The organism is Micromonospora fiedleri (assembly GCF_016774385.1).
Lineage (GTDB): Bacteria > Actinomycetota > Actinomycetes > Mycobacteriales > Micromonosporaceae > Micromonospora > Micromonospora gifhornensis.
This window is the reverse complement of record NZ_JAETXL010000002.1, coordinates 237,789-253,537: the sequence shown is the minus strand read 5'-3', so window position 1 is coordinate 253,537 and position 15,749 is coordinate 237,789. Positions and strand designations below refer to the sequence as shown.

Annotated in this window: 16 protein-coding genes; 10 read left to right on the top strand and 6 right to left on the bottom strand. The window is 71.1% G+C overall.

Going from position 1 to position 15,749, the window contains the following annotated elements; genetic code table 11:
* Positions 1–8: 8 nt before the first annotated feature.
* The gene (recQ, locus tag JMF97_RS05170; RefSeq protein WP_238358779.1) at positions 9–1,979 is read right to left on the bottom strand and encodes a DNA helicase RecQ; all 1,971 of its coding nucleotides are present in this window, start codon (positions 1,977–1,979) and stop codon (positions 9–11) included.
* 313 nt (positions 1,980–2,292) lie between these two features.
* On the opposite strand from recQ, the gene JMF97_RS05165 reads away from it, so the two are divergent.
* On the top strand, positions 2,293–2,607 hold the full coding sequence (locus JMF97_RS05165) for a hypothetical protein (protein WP_238358778.1): 315 nt from the start codon (positions 2,293–2,295) through the stop codon (positions 2,605–2,607).
* Between the two features lie 476 nt (positions 2,608–3,083).
* Here JMF97_RS05165 and JMF97_RS05160 read toward each other — a convergent pair whose 3' ends face one another.
* Entirely contained in the window at positions 3,084–3,476 is a 393-nt protein-coding gene (locus tag JMF97_RS05160; protein WP_203220477.1) for a VOC family protein, read from the bottom strand.
* A gap of 99 nt (positions 3,477–3,575) precedes the next feature.
* On the opposite strand from JMF97_RS05160, the gene JMF97_RS05155 reads away from it, so the two are divergent.
* Positions 3,576–4,244, top strand: coding sequence for a hypothetical protein (locus JMF97_RS05155; protein ID WP_203220476.1), 669 nt, complete (start codon positions 3,576–3,578; stop codon positions 4,242–4,244).
* A 1-nt stretch (position 4,245) separates the two neighbouring features.
* Here JMF97_RS05155 and JMF97_RS05150 read toward each other — a convergent pair whose 3' ends face one another.
* A complete protein-coding gene (locus JMF97_RS05150) occupies positions 4,246–4,890 on the bottom strand; it encodes a hypothetical protein (protein ID WP_203220475.1) in 645 nt (214 codons plus the stop codon).
* Positions 4,891–5,098: 208 nt separating this feature from the next.
* Here JMF97_RS05150 and rapZ point away from each other — a divergent pair, with 208 nt between their 5' ends.
* The 8 genes from rapZ to JMF97_RS05110 all read left to right on the top strand — a co-directional run bounded on the left by rapZ (position 5,099) and on the right by JMF97_RS05110 (position 12,194).
* Positions 5,099–6,013: an RNase adapter RapZ gene (gene rapZ / locus JMF97_RS05145; protein ID WP_013734956.1), complete on the top strand. Its 915-nt coding sequence runs from the start codon at positions 5,099–5,101 to the stop codon at positions 6,011–6,013.
* Positions 6,010–6,984, top strand: coding sequence for a gluconeogenesis factor YvcK family protein (locus tag JMF97_RS05140; RefSeq protein ID WP_013734955.1), 975 nt, complete (start codon positions 6,010–6,012; stop codon positions 6,982–6,984). The genes rapZ and JMF97_RS05140 overlap by 4 nt, the downstream gene beginning before the upstream one ends.
* 54 nt (positions 6,985–7,038) lie before the next feature.
* Complete coding sequence (gene whiA, locus JMF97_RS05135) at positions 7,039–8,019, top strand: DNA-binding protein WhiA (protein ID WP_013734954.1); 981 nt, start codon at positions 7,039–7,041, stop codon at positions 8,017–8,019.
* A 324-nt stretch (positions 8,020–8,343) separates the two neighbouring features.
* A complete protein-coding gene (gene gap, locus JMF97_RS05130) occupies positions 8,344–9,348 on the top strand; it encodes a type I glyceraldehyde-3-phosphate dehydrogenase (RefSeq protein ID WP_013734953.1) in 1,005 nt (334 codons plus the stop codon).
* Between the two features lie 5 nt (positions 9,349–9,353).
* The gene (locus JMF97_RS05125) at positions 9,354–10,571 is read left to right on the top strand and encodes a phosphoglycerate kinase (RefSeq protein WP_203220878.1); all 1,218 of its coding nucleotides are present in this window, start codon (positions 9,354–9,356) and stop codon (positions 10,569–10,571) included.
* A complete protein-coding gene (tpiA, locus tag JMF97_RS05120; protein WP_203220474.1) occupies positions 10,571–11,362 on the top strand; it encodes a triose-phosphate isomerase in 792 nt (263 codons plus the stop codon). Before JMF97_RS05125 ends, tpiA begins: the two co-directional genes overlap by 1 nt.
* Positions 11,363–11,457: 95 nt before the next feature.
* Positions 11,458–11,712, top strand: a complete 255-nt coding sequence (gene secG, locus JMF97_RS05115; RefSeq protein ID WP_013734950.1) for a preprotein translocase subunit SecG — start codon at positions 11,458–11,460, stop codon at positions 11,710–11,712.
* A 137-nt stretch (positions 11,713–11,849) separates the two neighbouring features.
* Positions 11,850–12,194 carry an RNA polymerase-binding protein RbpA gene (locus JMF97_RS05110; protein WP_203220473.1) on the top strand — a complete coding sequence of 115 codons (345 nt, stop codon included), beginning with the start codon at positions 11,850–11,852 and terminating at the stop codon, positions 12,192–12,194.
* A 165-nt stretch (positions 12,195–12,359) separates the two neighbouring features.
* On the opposite strand, the gene pgl is transcribed toward JMF97_RS05110, so the two are convergent.
* The 3 genes from pgl to zwf are packed head-to-tail and all read right to left on the bottom strand — an operon-like array spanning position 12,360 to position 15,747.
* Positions 12,360–13,124 carry a 6-phosphogluconolactonase gene (gene pgl, locus JMF97_RS05105; protein WP_203220472.1) on the bottom strand — a complete coding sequence of 255 codons (765 nt, stop codon included), beginning with the start codon at positions 13,122–13,124 and terminating at the stop codon, positions 12,360–12,362.
* A gap of 60 nt (positions 13,125–13,184) precedes the next feature.
* The gene (locus JMF97_RS05100) at positions 13,185–14,201 is read right to left on the bottom strand and encodes a glucose-6-phosphate dehydrogenase assembly protein OpcA (protein WP_203220471.1); all 1,017 of its coding nucleotides are present in this window, start codon (positions 14,199–14,201) and stop codon (positions 13,185–13,187) included.
* Positions 14,202–14,232: 31 nt separating this feature from the next.
* Entirely contained in the window at positions 14,233–15,747 is a 1,515-nt protein-coding gene (gene zwf / locus JMF97_RS05095) for a glucose-6-phosphate dehydrogenase (RefSeq protein WP_203220470.1), read from the bottom strand.
* Between the last annotated feature and the right edge of the window lie 2 nt (positions 15,748–15,749).

Sequence of the window (15,749 nt, the reverse complement as noted above, 5' to 3'; positions counted from 1 at the left end):
CCTCATGATCAACTTTGCGGAGGTTCGGTGAGCACGGTGAGGATCTGTTCGCCGTACTTGGCGAGTTTGGCCTCGCCTACGCCGCTGATCTGGGACAGCTCGGCCAGCGAGGACGGGGTGTCGGCGGCGATCTGGCGCAGCGTCGCGTCGTGGAAGATGACGTATGCGGGAACGCCCTGCTCTTTGGCGGTCGTCGCCCGCCAGGCGCGCAGCCGTTCGAAGGTGTCGGTCGCCTCGGGGGTCAGTTCGGCGACTACGGTGGCGGCGCCCCGCGGCTTGGCGGTGCGCGCCGCCTTGGCCGGGCGGGCCGCCTCACGGCGCAGCATCACGGTACGGCGCCGGCCCAGCACCTCGGCGCTGGCGTCGGTGAGCGCCAGGGTGCCGTAGTCGCCCTCGACGGCCAGCAACCCCTCGGCCAGCAGTTGCCGCACCACGCCACGCCACTCGGCCTCGCTGAGCTCACCGCCGATGCCGAACACGGTGAGCGAGTCGTGCCGATGTTGGGTGATCTTGTCGTTGCTGCGGCCCAGCAGGATGTCGATGCAGTGCCCGGCACCGAAGCGCTGGTTGCGTTCCCGATCGAGCCGGAACACCGTGGAGAGCAGCTTCTGCGCGGCCACTGTGCCGTCCCACGACTCCGGGGGCTCCAGGCAGGTGTCGCAGTTGCCGCAGTTCCCGCTGGCCGGCTCGCCGAAGTACTCCAGCAACTGCACTCGACGGCAGCGGACCGTCTCGCAGAGCGCCAGCATCGCGTCGAGGTGGGCGGCGAGGTTCCGCCGGTGCGCCAGGTCACCCTCGGACGTGTCGATCATCTTGCGCTGCTGCACGACGTCCTGCAGCCCGTACGCCAGCCAGGCGGTCGACGGTAGCCCGTCCCGACCCGCGCGCCCGGTCTCCTGGTAGTAGCCCTCGACCGACTTGGGCAGGTCGAGGTGGGCGACGAAGCGGACGTCCGGCTTGTCGATGCCCATCCCGAAGGCGATCGTCGCCACCATCACCACCCCGTCGGCCCGCAGGAACCGCTGCTGGTTGGCCGCGCGCGTCGCCGCGTCCAGGCCGGCGTGGTACGGCAGCGCGTCGATGCCGTTGGCGGCCAGGAACTCGGCGGTCTTCTCCACCGAAGCGCGGGACAGGCAGTAGACGATCCCGGCATCCCCCGGATGCTCGTCGCGCAGCAGGGCGAGCAGTTGCTTGCGTGGCTCCCGCTTCGGCACGATCCGGTACTGGATGTTGGGCCGGTCGAAGCTGGCCACGAAGTGCCGGGCCCCGGTCAGGTTGAGCCGGGTGGCGATCTCCGACCGGGTGGCGCTGGTCGCGGTGGCGGTCAGCGCGATCCGGGGTACGCCGGGCCACCGCTCGTGCAGCATCGACAGGTTGAGATAGTCGGGGCGGAAGTCGTGCCCCCACTGCGACACGCAGTGCGCCTCGTCGATGGCGAACAGGCTGATCCGCCCCCGGTCCAGCAGGCTCAGCGTGGCCCGGCTGGCCAACGCCTCCGGGGCCAGGTAGAGCAGATCGATCTCCCCGGCCACGAACTCCGCCTCGACCAGCCGGCGGGTGTCGAGATCGAGGGTGGAGTTGAGGAACCCGGCCTTCACCCCGACCGCGGTCAACGCGTCCACCTGGTCCTGCATCAACGCGATCAGCGGCGAGATCACCACGGCCACGCCGTCGCGGACCAGCGCCGGGATCTGGTAGCACAGCGACTTGCCGCCCCCGGTCGGCATCAGCACCAAAGCGTCCCCGCCGTCGACCACGTGGTCGATGACCTCGCGCTGGAAACCCCGGAAGGCGTCGTACCCGAAGACCCGCCGCAGCACATCAAGGGCCGCCGTCACCTTCTCACCGGCCGGCGCGTCGCTGTCGGTCACGTCAGCGAGGCTCAGGTCAACGGTGCTCAGGTCGGCGCTACTCAGGTCGGCGGTGCTCAGGTCAGCGAGGCTCAGGTCGGCGTTACTCACGTCGGCGGGGGAGACCATCCGAGGATTCTACGAGCCAACCCCGCCGGAGGACGGCCGGCAGACGCCCGTCGTCACGACGCACTTCTCAAGAGCGCGCTCGATACGGGATCGAGTGGCCATCCAACGCTCCGATGCCACTCGATCCCTGATCGAGCGTGATCTAGCGGTGCGAAGCCCGAGTTGCCGCTGTCGGTAGCTGCGAGAGTTGTCCGCTGCCGCGAGTCCTGACGGAGTCGCGCGAGTGCCTTGGTGATCTCGGCCCGCAGGCGGCCGTCTTGCCGGGAAGTCGCGCGAGTCTTGCCGGAGACGTAGGAATGTCCAGGAGAATGGCGTGGTGAGGGCGATCTACGCGGACGACGGCGATGGTGACCGGGAGGCCCAGCGGGTGGCCGAGCCCGGCCTGCACCCCGAAGCTGACAGCGTCGCCGATGCCGCCTCGCTCACGCTCGACGTCGACGGAGAGGTGTTCGCCCTACGCCCGGACGGACGCGGTGGCACCGACTACACGTGGCTGAGCGGGCCAAACCCCGGCTACGGATTCGGGATGAGTCCGACTGCGGACCTGTCGCTCGACGAGCACAGAGAGAACATCCGTGCCTTCCTGGCCATGGTCGACCGCACCACCGGATTCATCGAAGACGACTGAGCAGCAAGGCGCTAAGCCTGCCCCTGCCGCCATTCACCCAACCCTCCCGGCCGCCTCCCCTGGCCGCCTCCCCTGGTCGGCCCTCCTGGCCGCCTTCCCTGCCCATCCTCCTGGCCGCCCCTCGTGCCGCCCTTCCTGGCCGTCCCCCTCTTGGTCGTCCCCTGCGGGTAAGAACCCCCGGCAACCCCTTTGCTCTGCTTCACCCCACGCAACGCTTTGCCACCGAATCCGGTGCGTGGGGTGAAGCAGAGCAAAGGGCCGCGACCGAAGGGTGAAGCGCGACCGAAAGGAGAAGCGCGACCGAAGGGTGAAGTCCGACCGAAGGGTGCGGCGCGACCGAAAGGGGGAGCGACCGAAAGGGGAAGCGCGACCGAAGGGTGAAGCCCGACCGAAAGGGGGAGCGACCAGAAGGTGAAGCGTGACCAGAAGGTGAAGAGTGCGGCGGGCAGCGTTCCTCGATGGCAGATGTGCCGGTGTCAGGTGGTGCCGAGCAGGTCCCACCGGTTGCCGGCGATGTCGAGAAAGACCGCTACCCGGCCGTAGGACTCGGTGCGTGGCTCCCGGACGAAGGTGACTCCGGCCTGCGTCATCCGCTGGTAGGCGGCGTCGAAGTCGTCGACGCGGAGGAAGAAGCCGACCCGGCCGGCCACTTGGTTACCGACGGCGGAGCGCTGGTGTTCGCCGTCTGCGCGAGCGAGCAGAATTCCGGTCTGGGCGCCCGGCGGCCGGACGACCACCCACCGCTTGGGTCGCCCGTCATTGGTCAGCGACGGGGAGTCCTCGACGAGGTCGAAGTCGAGTACGTCGGTGAAGAATGCGATCGCCGGGTCGTACTCGTCGACGATCAGGGCGACCAGGTCGATCTGCATCGCGGCAGCGTACAGAGGGCGGCGTGGAAAATCCGGGCGGCGGTGCCGGCGCGATGACTCTGCTTGCGGTGCCCGGGCGCTGATCGTCACCATGCCGGGGTGGGGTCGGACTGGATCTGGGAACTGCACGTGCGGTCGGCGGCGGAGCCGGCTCTTCGTGAGCTGTACGCCTTGGCGGGCGCCCGGGGCCTGGTGCCGCAACGCCCCGACGGGCTGATCAACCTGTTCTTCGATTCGGACAGCGAGCTGCGTACGGTCGACGACCCGCAGGCGGCCCTGGAGGCCATGGCGACGGGCAGCGCGAGCGGCCAGTTCTGGACGAACGACGAGGTCGACGTCTTCTTCGTGAGGTGGGAGGCGGGGACTCTGACCTGGGCGTTGGATTCGGTGTTCTGTCACCGTCAGCCGGTGCCGGCGGCCGACACCTTCCGTGAACTGCACGCTCGGTTGACCGGCCTGTGGCTCGATGTCGCCGTACGGCTGCACGCCGACTTCGGGCGGATTCTCGACGAGTGGTCCACCGACCAGGTGTGGCACCTGGACATTCACGACGGCGTGCACCCTGCCGGGGGTTGGCCGGCGGAACTCGGCTGGTGGACCTATCTGGGCCCCGATCGTCGGCTGCCACCAGCACCGCTGCCCGAGATCGCCGCCCGGACGCGCCGGCTGCCGAACGGCGCCCTGCTCGTCGAACTCCTCGATGATCCGGCCGCCGTCGATCCGCTCCGCTACCAGGACATTCACACCCGCTGGCTGCAAGCTCCCTGAGTCACTGGGGGACCGGCACCGGTTTGGCCCAGCGGGGGGTGCCGGTGGGGTCGACGTAGCAGAGGGCGACCAGCAGATCGGCGGGGTCGGTGAGGGGGGTGGCGGCGTGGCCCATCCGGAACAGCGCGACCAGGTCGCCCTCGGCCACCGCACGGGTGCTGACCGCGCCGAGGTTGTCGGGGGTACGCAGCGAGTCGCTCGACTCCGGGCGGGAGACGGCACCGGCGAGGAAGTCGTACCGTGCGGCGAGTGTTTCGTACGAGTCGGCCCAGTTGAATCCGGTGCTGCCGGCGGCGTCCCAGCCACCGCTCGGTGGCACCACCCGGGGCGGGTCGAGCCGGTTGTCCAGCAGGATCACCTGGTAGGTGCCGGGCTGGCCCGGGCCGGACCACCGCAGCCGCAGCAGCACCGATTGGTTGTCGGGGTCCCCGGTCGGGGCGGAGCCGTTGCGCCAGCCGTACGCGCTGACCAGGTCGGCCACCTGGTCCGGTTGCGGCAGCATCGCCTCGACGGTGACGGTGACCGCGTCGGGGCCGGCGTTGTGCTCACGTTCGCGTTGCCGCGCGTGGTCGATCGTGGCCAGTACCGCGACGGTGACCGAGACGAGGGCCACCACCCAGCGCAGTCGCGCTCCGTGTCTGCCCATGGCCGGAGGATAACGCCGTCGCCCGCCGCGCGCCGTCAGTCAGCCGACAAGGCCGGTGGATGGGTGGTCGACAGCGGGTTGACCGGGGCGATCGGGCTGGCGGGGGAGCCTCGGGGCGTCGGTGGCAACGGTCCGGCGGGCCGCACTAGAGTCGCTTTGACCATGCCCGGTCGGCCTGACCGGAGCGCCACAGCTTGGGGGTTGATGGGTGGGCGAGGCGCACACGAACGGTCATCACGTCGGCGGCACCGGGGCGGCGGAGACGGACACCACGCTGGTCGTGGTCACCGGTCTGTCCGGTGGTGGGCGCAGCACCGTCGCCCGGGCCCTGGAGAACGTCGGCTTCTACGTCGTGGACAACCTGCCGCAGGCGTTGCTGCTGGACATGGCCGAGCTGGCGGTGAAGGCCGGCGGGGCCGCCCGGCGTACGGCGATGGTGTTGGACGTGCGGTCCCGGGCCTTCTCCACGGACCTGGCCGAGGCGATCAGGGAGCTCAAGGAGCGCGGGTACGCGCCCCGAGTGGTCTTCGTCGACGCCGACGACGAGGTGTTGATCCGCCGTTTCGAGAGCGTGCGCCGTTCCCACCCGTTGCAGGGCGACGGGCGGCTCGCCGACGGCATCGCGGTCGAGCGGGGCCTGCTGGAGGAGGCCCGCGACCAGGCCGACGTGATCATCGACACCAGCCACCTCAACGTCAACCAGCTGCGTCGGCGCATCGAGGAGCTGTTCGGCGGGGAGGACGCCCGCAAGCTGCGGGTCACGGTGATCTCCTTCGGCTTCAAGTACGGCCTGCCGCCGGATGCCGACTTCGTGCTCGACGCCCGGTTCCTGCCCAACCCGTACTGGGTGCCGGAGTTGCGGGAGCACACCGGCCGCGAGGAGGCGGTCAGCGCGTACGTGCTGGGGCAGGAGGGGGCGGACACCTTCGTCTCGGCGTACGCCGATCTGGTGGGCGCCACCACCGCGGGCTTCGAGCGGGAGGGCAAGCGGTACCTGACCGTCGCGGTGGGCTGCACCGGCGGCAAGCACCGCAGCGTGGCCATCGCCGAGGAGTTGGCCGCCCGGTTGCGTCGTGCCGGCCTGGCCGCCAACGCGCAGCACCGGGACCTGGGGCGGGAATGACGATCCGGGTGGTGAGCTTCGGCGGCGGGCACGGCCTGTCCGCCGCGCTGCGGGCGTTACGCCGCTGCGCACCCGAACTGGATCTGGACATCACCGCGGTGGTGACCGTCGGCGACGACGGCGGCTCCAGCGGGCGGCTGCGCGCCGAGCGGGGTGGGTTGCCCCCGGGTGACCTGCGGCAGGCGTTGGTCGCGCTGGCCGGTGACCACCCGGCCACCCGACGCAGCGCCGGGCTGTTCCAGCACCGCTTCGCCGCCGTGGCCACCGACGGTGGCCGACCTGACGCGCTCGCCGGTCACGCGGTGGGCAATCTGGTGATCTCCGGCCTGATGGAGTTGCTGGGCGACCCGGTGGCCGCGTTGGAACACGCCGGGGCGATGCTGGGTGCGGTCGGCCGGGTGCTGCCGATGTCCTGCGAGCCGGTCGACATCGAGGCGCGGGTGCGCGGCACGGACCCGGATCGCCCCGACGAGGTCCGCACCGTACGCGGCCAGCACCAGGTCGCGGTCAGTACCGGTCGGGTGGAGTCGCTGCGGATCACCCCGCAGGCCCCGGAGGCCTGTCCGGAGGCGGTCGCGGCGATCGGTGCGGCCGACTGGTTGATCTTCGGGCCGGGCAGCTGGTACACAAGCGTCCTGCCGCACCTGCTGGTACCACAGCTGGCCGCGGCGATCCTGGCCAGTTCCGCTCGACGGCTGGTCACCCTCAACCTCGCCGCCGAGCAGGAGACGCTCGGGCTGTCCGTCGCCGACCACCTCGCGGCGCTGCGGTGGTATCTGCCGGAGTTGACAGTCGACTACGTGATCGCCGATTCCAAGGCGGTCGGTGATCCCGCCCCGGTCGACCGTGCGGCAGAATCGCTCGGGGCCCGACTCGTCCTCGCCCCGGTAGCGGTCGACGACGGCACTCCCCGCCATGATCCGGCCGCGTTGGCCGCCGCGCTGGTGCCCGTACTGGGCGCCGATCGTTAGACACGTACGTAATCTCCGGCGACACGCCGGAACCGGTCCGTGAGGGGACGCACAATGGCGATGACGGCTGCGGTCAAGGACGAGCTGAGTCGGGTCGACGTGCCCAAGCCCTGCTGCCGGCGGGCGGAGATGGCCGCGCTGCTGCGGTTCGCCGGTGGGCTGCACATCGTCTCCGGGCGGGTGGTGGTGGAGGCGGAACTGGACACCGGCGCGGTGGCCCGCCGGCTGCGCCGGGAGATCGCCGAGGTCTACGGCTACCCGAGTGAGATTCACGTGTTGGCCTCCGGCGGGCTGCGTAAGGGCAGCCACTTCATCGTCCGGGTGGTCAAGGACGGCGAGGCGCTGGCCCGGCAGACGGGTCTGCTGGACGTGCGGGGTCGACCGGTGCGGGGACTGCCACCGCACGTGGTCGCCGCCAACGTCTGCTGCGCGGTCTCCGCGTGGCGGGGCGCGTTCATGGCGCACGGCTCGCTGACCGAGCCGGGCCGCTCCAGCGCCCTGGAGATCACCTGTCCGGGGCCGGAGTCGGCGTTGGCGCTGGTCGGCGCGGCCCGGCGGATCGGCATCACCGCGAAGAACCGCGAGGTGCGCGGCGTGGACCGGGTGGTGGTCAAGGACGGCGACGCGATCGCCGCGCTGCTCACCCGCATCGGCGCCCACGCCAGCGTGCTGGCCTGGGAGGAGCGCCGGGTCCGCCGGGAGGTACGCGCCACCGCCAACCGGCTGGCCAACTTCGACGACGCCAACCTGCGCCGCTCGGCGCGGGCGGCGGTGGCCGCGGCGGCCCGGGTCACCCGGGCCCTGGAGATCCTCGCCGATGACGCGCCGGAGCACCTGACCTCGGCGGGTCGACTGCGGCTGGAGCACCGGCAGGCGTCCTTGGAGGAGTTGGGCGCGTTGGCCGACCCGCCGCTGACCAAGGACGCCATCGCCGGGCGGATCCGCCGGCTGCTGGCGCTCGCCGACAAAAGGGCGCGCGACCTGGGCATCCCGGATACCGAAGCGGCCGTCACGCCCGACATGCTCGTGGTCTGATAGGACGGTGGGGTCGTCCGGCGTGGGCGGGCCGGTGTTTCGCCGGCGCGCCCTGTCGGCGCGGTGTGACGTCCCGTGTGGCGTAGGTGGGCAACCACCCGACGCAGCGCGGCTCGACGCGCTCGGATAGGGTCGCTTGCGTACGGCAAGGGGGCCGGAACCGGCGCACCCGCCGTACCCACCGCCTCGGGCGGTCAGGTCCCTCGGACCGCGGCGGGGTGGCCGAGATGAATCGTCAACGGCCGGCTCCAACGGTCGGCGCACATCACTTCGCCGGCCGAGGGTCTCCACGCCGGCGGACCAGAACGCGAGGAGATGGGACCTGTGACCATCCGGGTTGGCATCAACGGCTTCGGCCGAATCGGCCGTAACTTCTTCCGGGCAGTGCTGGCGTCCGGCGCTGACGTGGAGGTCGTTGCCGTCAACGACCTCACCGACAACGCCACGCTGGCCCACCTTGTCAAGTACGACAGCATCCTGGGCCGCCTCCCGCACGAGGTGAAGGCGACCGCCGACGAGATCACCGTCGGTGGCAAGACCATCAAGGCGTACGCCGAGCGTGACCCGGCCGCCCTGCCGTGGGGTGACCTGAACGTCGACGTCGTCATCGAGTCGACCGGCTTCTTCACCGACGCCAACAAGGCCAAGGCGCACCTCGACGGCGGGGCCAAGAAGGTCATCATCTCGGCGCCGGCCAAGAACGAGGACGTCACCGTCGTGATGGGCGTCAACGAGGGCTCGTACGACCCGGCCAAGCACAACATCATCTCGAACGCCTCCTGCACCACCAACTGCCTCGCGCCGATGGCCAAGGTGCTGCACGACACGTTCGGCATCGAGCGTGGTCTGATGACCACCATCCACGCGTACACCCAGGACCAGAACCTGCAGGACGCGCCGCACTCCGACCTGCGTCGGGCCCGCGCCGCCGCGCTGAACATCGTGCCGACCTCGACCGGTGCGGCCAAGGCCATCGGCCTGGTGCTGCCGGACCTCAAGGGCAAGCTCGACGGGTACGCGCTGCGGGTGCCGATCCCCACCGGCTCGGCCACCGACCTCACCGTCACCGTCGGCCGGGAGACCACGGTGGACGAGGTCAACGCCGCGCTCAAGGCCGCCGCCGAGGGCCCGCTGCGGGGCATCCTCAGCTACAACGAGGACCCGATCGTCTCCGCCGACATCGTCACCGACCCGGCGTCGTGCATCTTCGACGCGCCGCTGACCAAGGTCATCGGCAACCAGGTCAAGGTCGTCGGCTGGTACGACAACGAGTGGGGCTACTCCAACCGCCTCGTCGACCTCGTCAAGCTGGTCGGTCAGTCGCTGTGAGTGGGATTCGTACCCTCGACGATCTGCTCGCCGAGGGGGTGTCGGGTCGGCGCGTGCTGGTGCGCGCCGACCTGAACGTCCCGCTCGACAAGCAGACCGGTGCCATCACGGACGACGGCCGCATCCGGGCCGTCCTGCCCACCCTGGGCGCGCTCACCGAGGCCGGCGCCAAGGTGGTCGTCTGCTCGCACCTGGGCCGGCCGAAGGGCAGCCCGGACCCGCAGTTCAGCCTCAGCCCGGTCGCCGGGCGGCTGGGTGAGCTGCTCGGCGCCCCGGTGCACTTCGCCACCGACACGGTCGGCGAGTCCGCTCAGGCGACCGTGGCGGCGTTGGCCGACGGCGAGGTCGCGCTGCTGGAGAACCTCCGTTTCAACAAGGGGGAGACCAGTAAGGACGACGCCGAGCGGGGTGCGTTCGCCGACCAGCTCGCCGCGTTCGGTGACGCGTACGTCGACGACGCCTTCGGCGCGGTGCACCGCAAGCACGCCAGCGTCTACGACGTGCCGGCGCGGCTGCCGCACGTCGCCGGTCGCCTGGTGCTGCGCGAGGTGGAGGTGCTCTCCACGCTCACCGGCAACCCGGAGCGGCCGTACGTCGTGGTGCTCGGTGGTTCCAAGGTCTCCGACAAGCTCGCGGTGATCGAGGCGCTGCTGCCCACGGTCGACCGGCTGCTCATCGGCGGCGGCATGTGCTTCACCTTCCTCAAGGCGCAGGGCCACGAGGTGGGCACCTCGCTGCTGGAGAAGGAGATGGTCGAGACCTGCCGCAACCTGCTGGAGCGCTCCGAGGGCAAGATCATGCTCCCGGTCGACGTGGTGGCCGCGGACGCCTTCGCCCCGGACGCCGCGCACGACGTGGTCCCGGCCGACGGCATCCCCAGCCACCGGGTCGGCCTGGACATCGGGCCGGAGACGGTGGCCGGCTTCGCCGCCGCGCTGCGCGGCTCGTCGGCCAGCGGTACGCCGAACGCGCGGACGATCTTCTGGAACGGCCCGATGGGCGTGTTCGAGATGGCGGCGTTCGCCAACGGCACCCGGGGTGTCGCCGAGGCGATCGCCGAGTCCGACGCGTTCAGCGTCGTCGGTGGCGGTGACTCGGCCGCTGCGGTGCGGGCCCTGGGCCTGGACGAGAAGTCCTTCGGACACATCTCCACCGGCGGCGGCGCCTCCCTGGAGTACCTGGAGGGCAAGACCCTCCCCGGCATCGCGGCCCTGGAGAACTGATGGCGAGCGCTCCCCGCCGGCCCCTGATGGCCGGCAACTGGAAGATGAACCTCAACCACCTCGAGGCCAACCTGCTGGTGCAGAAGCTGGCGGCCAGCCTCACCGAGAAGCAGCTCACCGAGGTGGAGACGGTGGTCCTGCCGCCGTTCACCGACCTGCGGACGGTGCAGACCGTCGTGGAGGGCGACAAGCTGCTGATCGGCTACGGGGCGCAGGACCTCTCCGCGCACGCCTCGGGCGCCTACACCGGCGAGGTCGCCGGGTCGATGCTGGCCAAGCTCGGCTGCACGTACGTGGTGGTCGGGCACTCCGAGCGGCGGGAGTACCACCGCGAGGACGACGCGCTGGTGGGCGCCAAGGTGCAGGCCGCGCTGGCCAACGGGCTCACCCCGATCCTCTGCGTGGGGGAGGGGCTCGACATCCGGGAGCAGGGCGGGCAGGTCGCGCACTGCACCGAGCAGCTCGACGCGGCGCTCAAGGGGCTCTCCGCCGAGCAGGTGACCAAGGTCGTGGTGGCCTACGAGCCGGTCTGGGCGATCGGCACCGGCAAGACCGCCACCCCCGAGGACGCCCAGGAGGTCTGCGGCGCGCTGCGTACCCGGCTCGCCGAGACCTTCGACCAGGCCACCGCGGACCAGGTACGGGTCCTCTACGGTGGCTCGGTGAAGTCCTCGAACGTCGCGTCGATCATGGCCCAGCCGGACGTGGACGGCGCTCTGGTTGGCGGTGCCAGCCTCGACGCCGAGGAGTTCGCGAAGATCTGCCGGTTCCCGGAGCACATCACCGGCTGATCGCTCGCTATCCTTGACTCCGCCCGTCCGTCGGTCGGTGCCGCCGTGCCCGAACTGCCCGGGCGAGGATCGTAACGAGAGGACTGACCCCCGCCATGCCGATCTGGTTCGCCTACACGTTGATCGTGTTGCTGGTCATCACGAGCTTCATGCTCGTCCTGCTGATTCTGCTGCACCGGGGCAAGGGTGGTGGGTTGTCCAGCATGTTCGGCGGTGGCGTCAGCTCCAGCCTGGCCGGTTCGTCAGTGGCTGAGAAGAACCTGGACCGCTACACCGTCCTGGTGGGCATCGTCTGGTTCGCCTGCATCGTCGGGCTCGGGCTCTGGCTGCGGCTGCAGGTGGGCGTCTGATCAGGCGCCGCCAGTCGTACAATCTGCGCGCGGTCCGTCGTTCGACGGGCCGCGCGCAGTCCGTTTCACCCGCTGCACCGCGTCGCCCGCCGTCCACCCCTAGACGGCGGTCCCCTCCGACGACAGGAGCGAGCGCCGTGTCGAACGGCAATGTCATCCGGGGCGCCCGAGTCGGGTCAGCGCCGCCACGCCACCCCGAACGCCACCGGCCGGTGCCGTGCCGGTCGGTCAGCTTCTGGTGCCGCAACGGGCACCGCACCGACATCCGCATCGCCGCCGACGCGGCGACCCCGGAGCTGTGGGACTGCCCCCGCTGTGGTCTACCGGCCGGCCCCGACGCCCAGGACCCGCCCGGCCGGGTCCGGGCCGAGCCCTACAAGACCCACCTGGCGTACGTGAAGGAGCGGCGCACCGACGCCGAGGGCGAGGCCATCCTCGCCGAGGCCCTCGCCGCCCTACGTCACCGCCGCGGCCGACCGTAGCCGCATGATCGCGCTCGATCCGAGATCGAGTGGCCTCCCATCGAGTCGGAGGCACTCGATCCCGGATCGAGCGTGATCAACGCCCAGCCCAGAGCGTGCGGTGATCAACCCCCGCGCGACCAGCATCGTGCGTGATCAACGCCCGCGCGACCAGCGCGGGGGTGGTCAGCGGAGGCTGCGGAAGCGGGCGGGGACGGTGGCTGCGGCGGCGCGGTCCAGCAGCCACAGGGTGCGGCTGGTGCCCTGCACCCCGGCTGCGGGGATCTGCACCGGGCCGGCACCGGCCAGGGCCATGCCCACCGCGTGCGCCTTGTCGGCGCCACCGGCGACCAGCCACACCTCCTCGGCCGTGTTGATCGTCGGCAGGGTGAGGGTGATCCGCACCGGCGGCGGCTTCGGGCTGCCCCGTACCGCGCTGACCGGGCGGCTCTCGTAGTGCACCGGGTGCTCGGGGAAGACCGAGGCGACGTGCCCGTCCTCGCCGACGCCGAGCATCAGCACGTCGAAGTGGGGGAGCACGGCGGTGCCGGGCCGGGCGGCCCGGGCCAGCTCGGCCGCGTACTGTGCGGCGGCCTCCTCCGGGTCGAGACCGGCGTCGGAGGGCGGCATCGGGTGGATCCGCTCCGGTGCGACCGGCAACGCGTCGAGCAGCGCCGCGCGGGCCTGGGTCTCGTTGCGCTCCGGGTCACCGGCGGGCAGGAACCGTTCGTCGCCCCACCAGAAGTCGACCCGGGACCAGTCCACCGCGTCCTTCGCCGGCAGCGCGCCAACGGCCCGGTAGACGGCGGCGGCGATCCGACCGCCGGTGAGCACCACCGCCGCCTGCCCGCGCTCGGCCTGCGCGTCGAGCAGCTTCACCACCAACCGCGCCGCCACCGCCTGTGCCAGCAGATCGGCATCGGCGTGTACGGCGACACTCGCCTCACTCATGGTGTCCTTCCACGACCGTCACAGCGGTCGGTGTCGTGCCGTACCCCGGGGTGGGATCGGTCAGGGTTGAGCGCTTGTCGACGTGTGCGCGGTGACACCGGCCTCGGCCCGCTCGGCGGTGGCCGGGTCCTTCCAGACGTGCACCCGCTGGGCGGGGCGACGGTCGAGGGTGGTCAGTCCGGCGAAGGCACCCAGCGCCTCCGCGTACACCTGGTCGGGGCCGAGCCGGCGCAGCTCCTCGGCCAACTCGTCACCGAGCGGCCGACGAACCAGCGGCAGGATGCGGTCCTCCTGCCCGGTACGCCGGAAGATGGCCACGTTGTCGTCCCGGGTCAGCGTCAGCTCGTCGCTGTTGGCGCAGCGCAGCTGCACCTCACGCATCCGGGGGAACTCCCTGGTCCGCTCCCAGCGGGGCTTGATGCCCAACCGGCTGCGCAACCAGCCGCGCATCAGCGCAGCCGTCGGGTCGCTCGGCGGCGCGACCACCGCCGCCTCGGTCAGCTGCGCCTCGGTGGTGTCGAACGCACCCGCCACCACGGCCCGCCACGGGGTGATCCGGGTCCAGGCGAGGTCGGTGTCGCCGGGCGCGTAGTCGCGGGCACGTTGCCGCAGCGCCTCGATCGGGTCGGCGGCCTGGGCCGAGTCGGTGATCCGCCGGTCGGCGACCACGCCGAGGAAGTCGGTGGCGATCTCCATCGGCGGCTCGCCGTGCCACCAGGTCACCACCGGCACGTCCGGCACCAGCAGCGGCATCACCACCGACTCGGCGTGCAACGCCAGCCGGCCGTACATCCGCATGACGACCGCCTCGCAGGGGCCCAGCCGCCCGCCGACGACGATCTCCGCGTCGAGCCGGCTGCGGTCGCGTTCCAGATCGGAGCGTACGACCACCAGCAGCCGGCACGGGTGCGCGGCGGCGGCGATGGTGGCTGCCGCCTCCGCGTCGCGTACCCGCTTCTCGTCGACCACCACGATCAGGGTCAGCGCCATGCCGCTGGCCACCCCACCGGCGCTGCGCCGCTCGGCGGCGAGTGCCTTGACCACCTCGTTGCCGGTGGTGTCCCACAGTCCGATCAACGGAGCCTCCAGGTTCGCTCGTGGTGCCCGGTCACGCCCGCCGCCAGGCCCGGCCTTCGCGGGCCAGCATCGTGTCGGCGGCGCGGGGACCCCACTCGCCGGCCCGGTAGGGCTCGGGCTTCGTGCCCTCCCAGGCGTGTTCCAGCGGGTCCACCACGGCCCAGCTCTGCTCGACCTCGGCGGCGTCCGGGAACAGCGTCCGGTCGCCGATCAGCACGTCCAGCACGAGCCGCTCGTACGCCTCCGGGCTGGATTCGGTGAACGCCTCGCCGTACTGGAAGTCCATCGCGATGTCGCGGACCTCCATCGTGGTGCCGGGCACCTTGGACCCGAACTTGAGCACCACGCCCTCGTCCGGCTGGACCCGGATGACCAGCTGGTTGTTGCCGAGCATCTCCATGTCGGTGGGGTTGAACGGCAGGTGCGGTGCCCGCTTGAACATCACCGCGACCTCGGTCACCCGCCGGGGCAGACGCTTGCCGGCCCGGATGTAGAACGGCACCTCGGCCCAGCGGCGGTTCTGGATGCCCAGCCGCACCGCCACGTACGTCTCCGTGGTCGAGGTCGGCGGGACGCCGTCCTCCTCCAGGTAGCCCTTGGCGCGCTGGCCACCGACCCAGCCGGGCAGATACTGCCCGCGTACGGTGCCCTGGCTGACGTCCTTGGGCAGGGTGATGGCCTTGAGCACCTTGAGCTTCTCGGCCCGGATCTCGTCGGCGTCGAAGCTGGTCGGCTCCTCCATGGCGACCAGGGCGAGCAGTTGCAGCAGGTGGTTCTGCAACACGTCGCGGGCGGTGCCGACGGAGTCGTAGAAGCCGGCCCGGGAGCCGATGCCGACGTCCTCGGCCATGGTGATCTGCACCGAGTCGACGTACTGCGAGTTCCACAACGGCTCGAAGAGGCTGTTGGCGAAGCGCAGGGCGAGGATGTTCTGGACGGTCTCCTTGCCCAGGTAGTGGTCGATGCGGAACACGTCGCGTCGGGTGAACACGTCGTCCACCAGGTCGTTGAGGGCCTTCGCCGACGGCAGGTCGTGCCCGAACGGCTTCTCCACCACCACCCGACGCCAGCCGCCGCACTTGTCGTTGTCGGCCATGCCGGTGCGGGCCAACTGCTTGAGCACCACCGGGAACGCGGCCGGTGGGATGGAGAAGTAGAACGCCACGTTGCCGTGGATGCCGTGGCTGTCGCGCAGGCCGTTCAGGCACTCGGTGAGCCGGTCGAAGGCGGCGTCGTCGTCGAACGAGCCGCCGACGAACTTGATGTTGTGTTCCAGCCGCGACCAGACCTCCTCGCGCCACGGTGTGCGCGAGTGTGCCTTGGCCGCCTCCCGGGCCAGCGTCGCGAAGTCACCGTCGGCCCAGTCCCGCCGGGCGAACCCGACGACCACGAATCCGGGCGGCAACAGCCCTCGGTTGGCCAGGTCGTAGACCGCCGGGATCAGCTTCTTCTGGGCCAGGTCGCCGGTCACCCCGAAGATCACCAGAGCGCAGGGCTCCGGGATCCGGGGCAGTCGCCGGTCCTGCGGGTCGCGCAGCGGGTTCACGC

What these genes read in the sequence shown, in the direction of transcription:
- recQ (WP_238358779.1), bottom strand. Translation starts at nt 1,979, where the DNA reads ATGGTCTCCCCCGCCGACGTGAGTAACGCCGACCTGAGCCTCGCTGAC.
- JMF97_RS05160 (WP_203220477.1), bottom strand. Translation starts at nt 3,476, where the DNA reads ATGCAGATCGACCTGGTCGCCCTGATCGTCGACGAGTACGACCCGGCG.
- JMF97_RS05150 (WP_203220475.1), bottom strand. Translation starts at nt 4,890, where the DNA reads ATGGGCAGACACGGAGCGCGACTGCGCTGGGTGGTGGCCCTCGTCTCG.
- JMF97_RS05140 (WP_013734955.1), top strand. Translation starts at nt 6,010, where the DNA reads ATGACGATCCGGGTGGTGAGCTTCGGCGGCGGGCACGGCCTGTCCGCC.
- whiA (WP_013734954.1), top strand. Translation starts at nt 7,039, where the DNA reads ATGGCGATGACGGCTGCGGTCAAGGACGAGCTGAGTCGGGTCGACGTG.
- tpiA (WP_203220474.1), top strand. Translation starts at nt 10,571, where the DNA reads ATGGCGAGCGCTCCCCGCCGGCCCCTGATGGCCGGCAACTGGAAGATG.
- secG (WP_013734950.1), top strand. Translation starts at nt 11,458, where the DNA reads ATGCCGATCTGGTTCGCCTACACGTTGATCGTGTTGCTGGTCATCACG.
- pgl (WP_203220472.1), bottom strand. Translation starts at nt 13,124, where the DNA reads ATGAGTGAGGCGAGTGTCGCCGTACACGCCGATGCCGATCTGCTGGCA.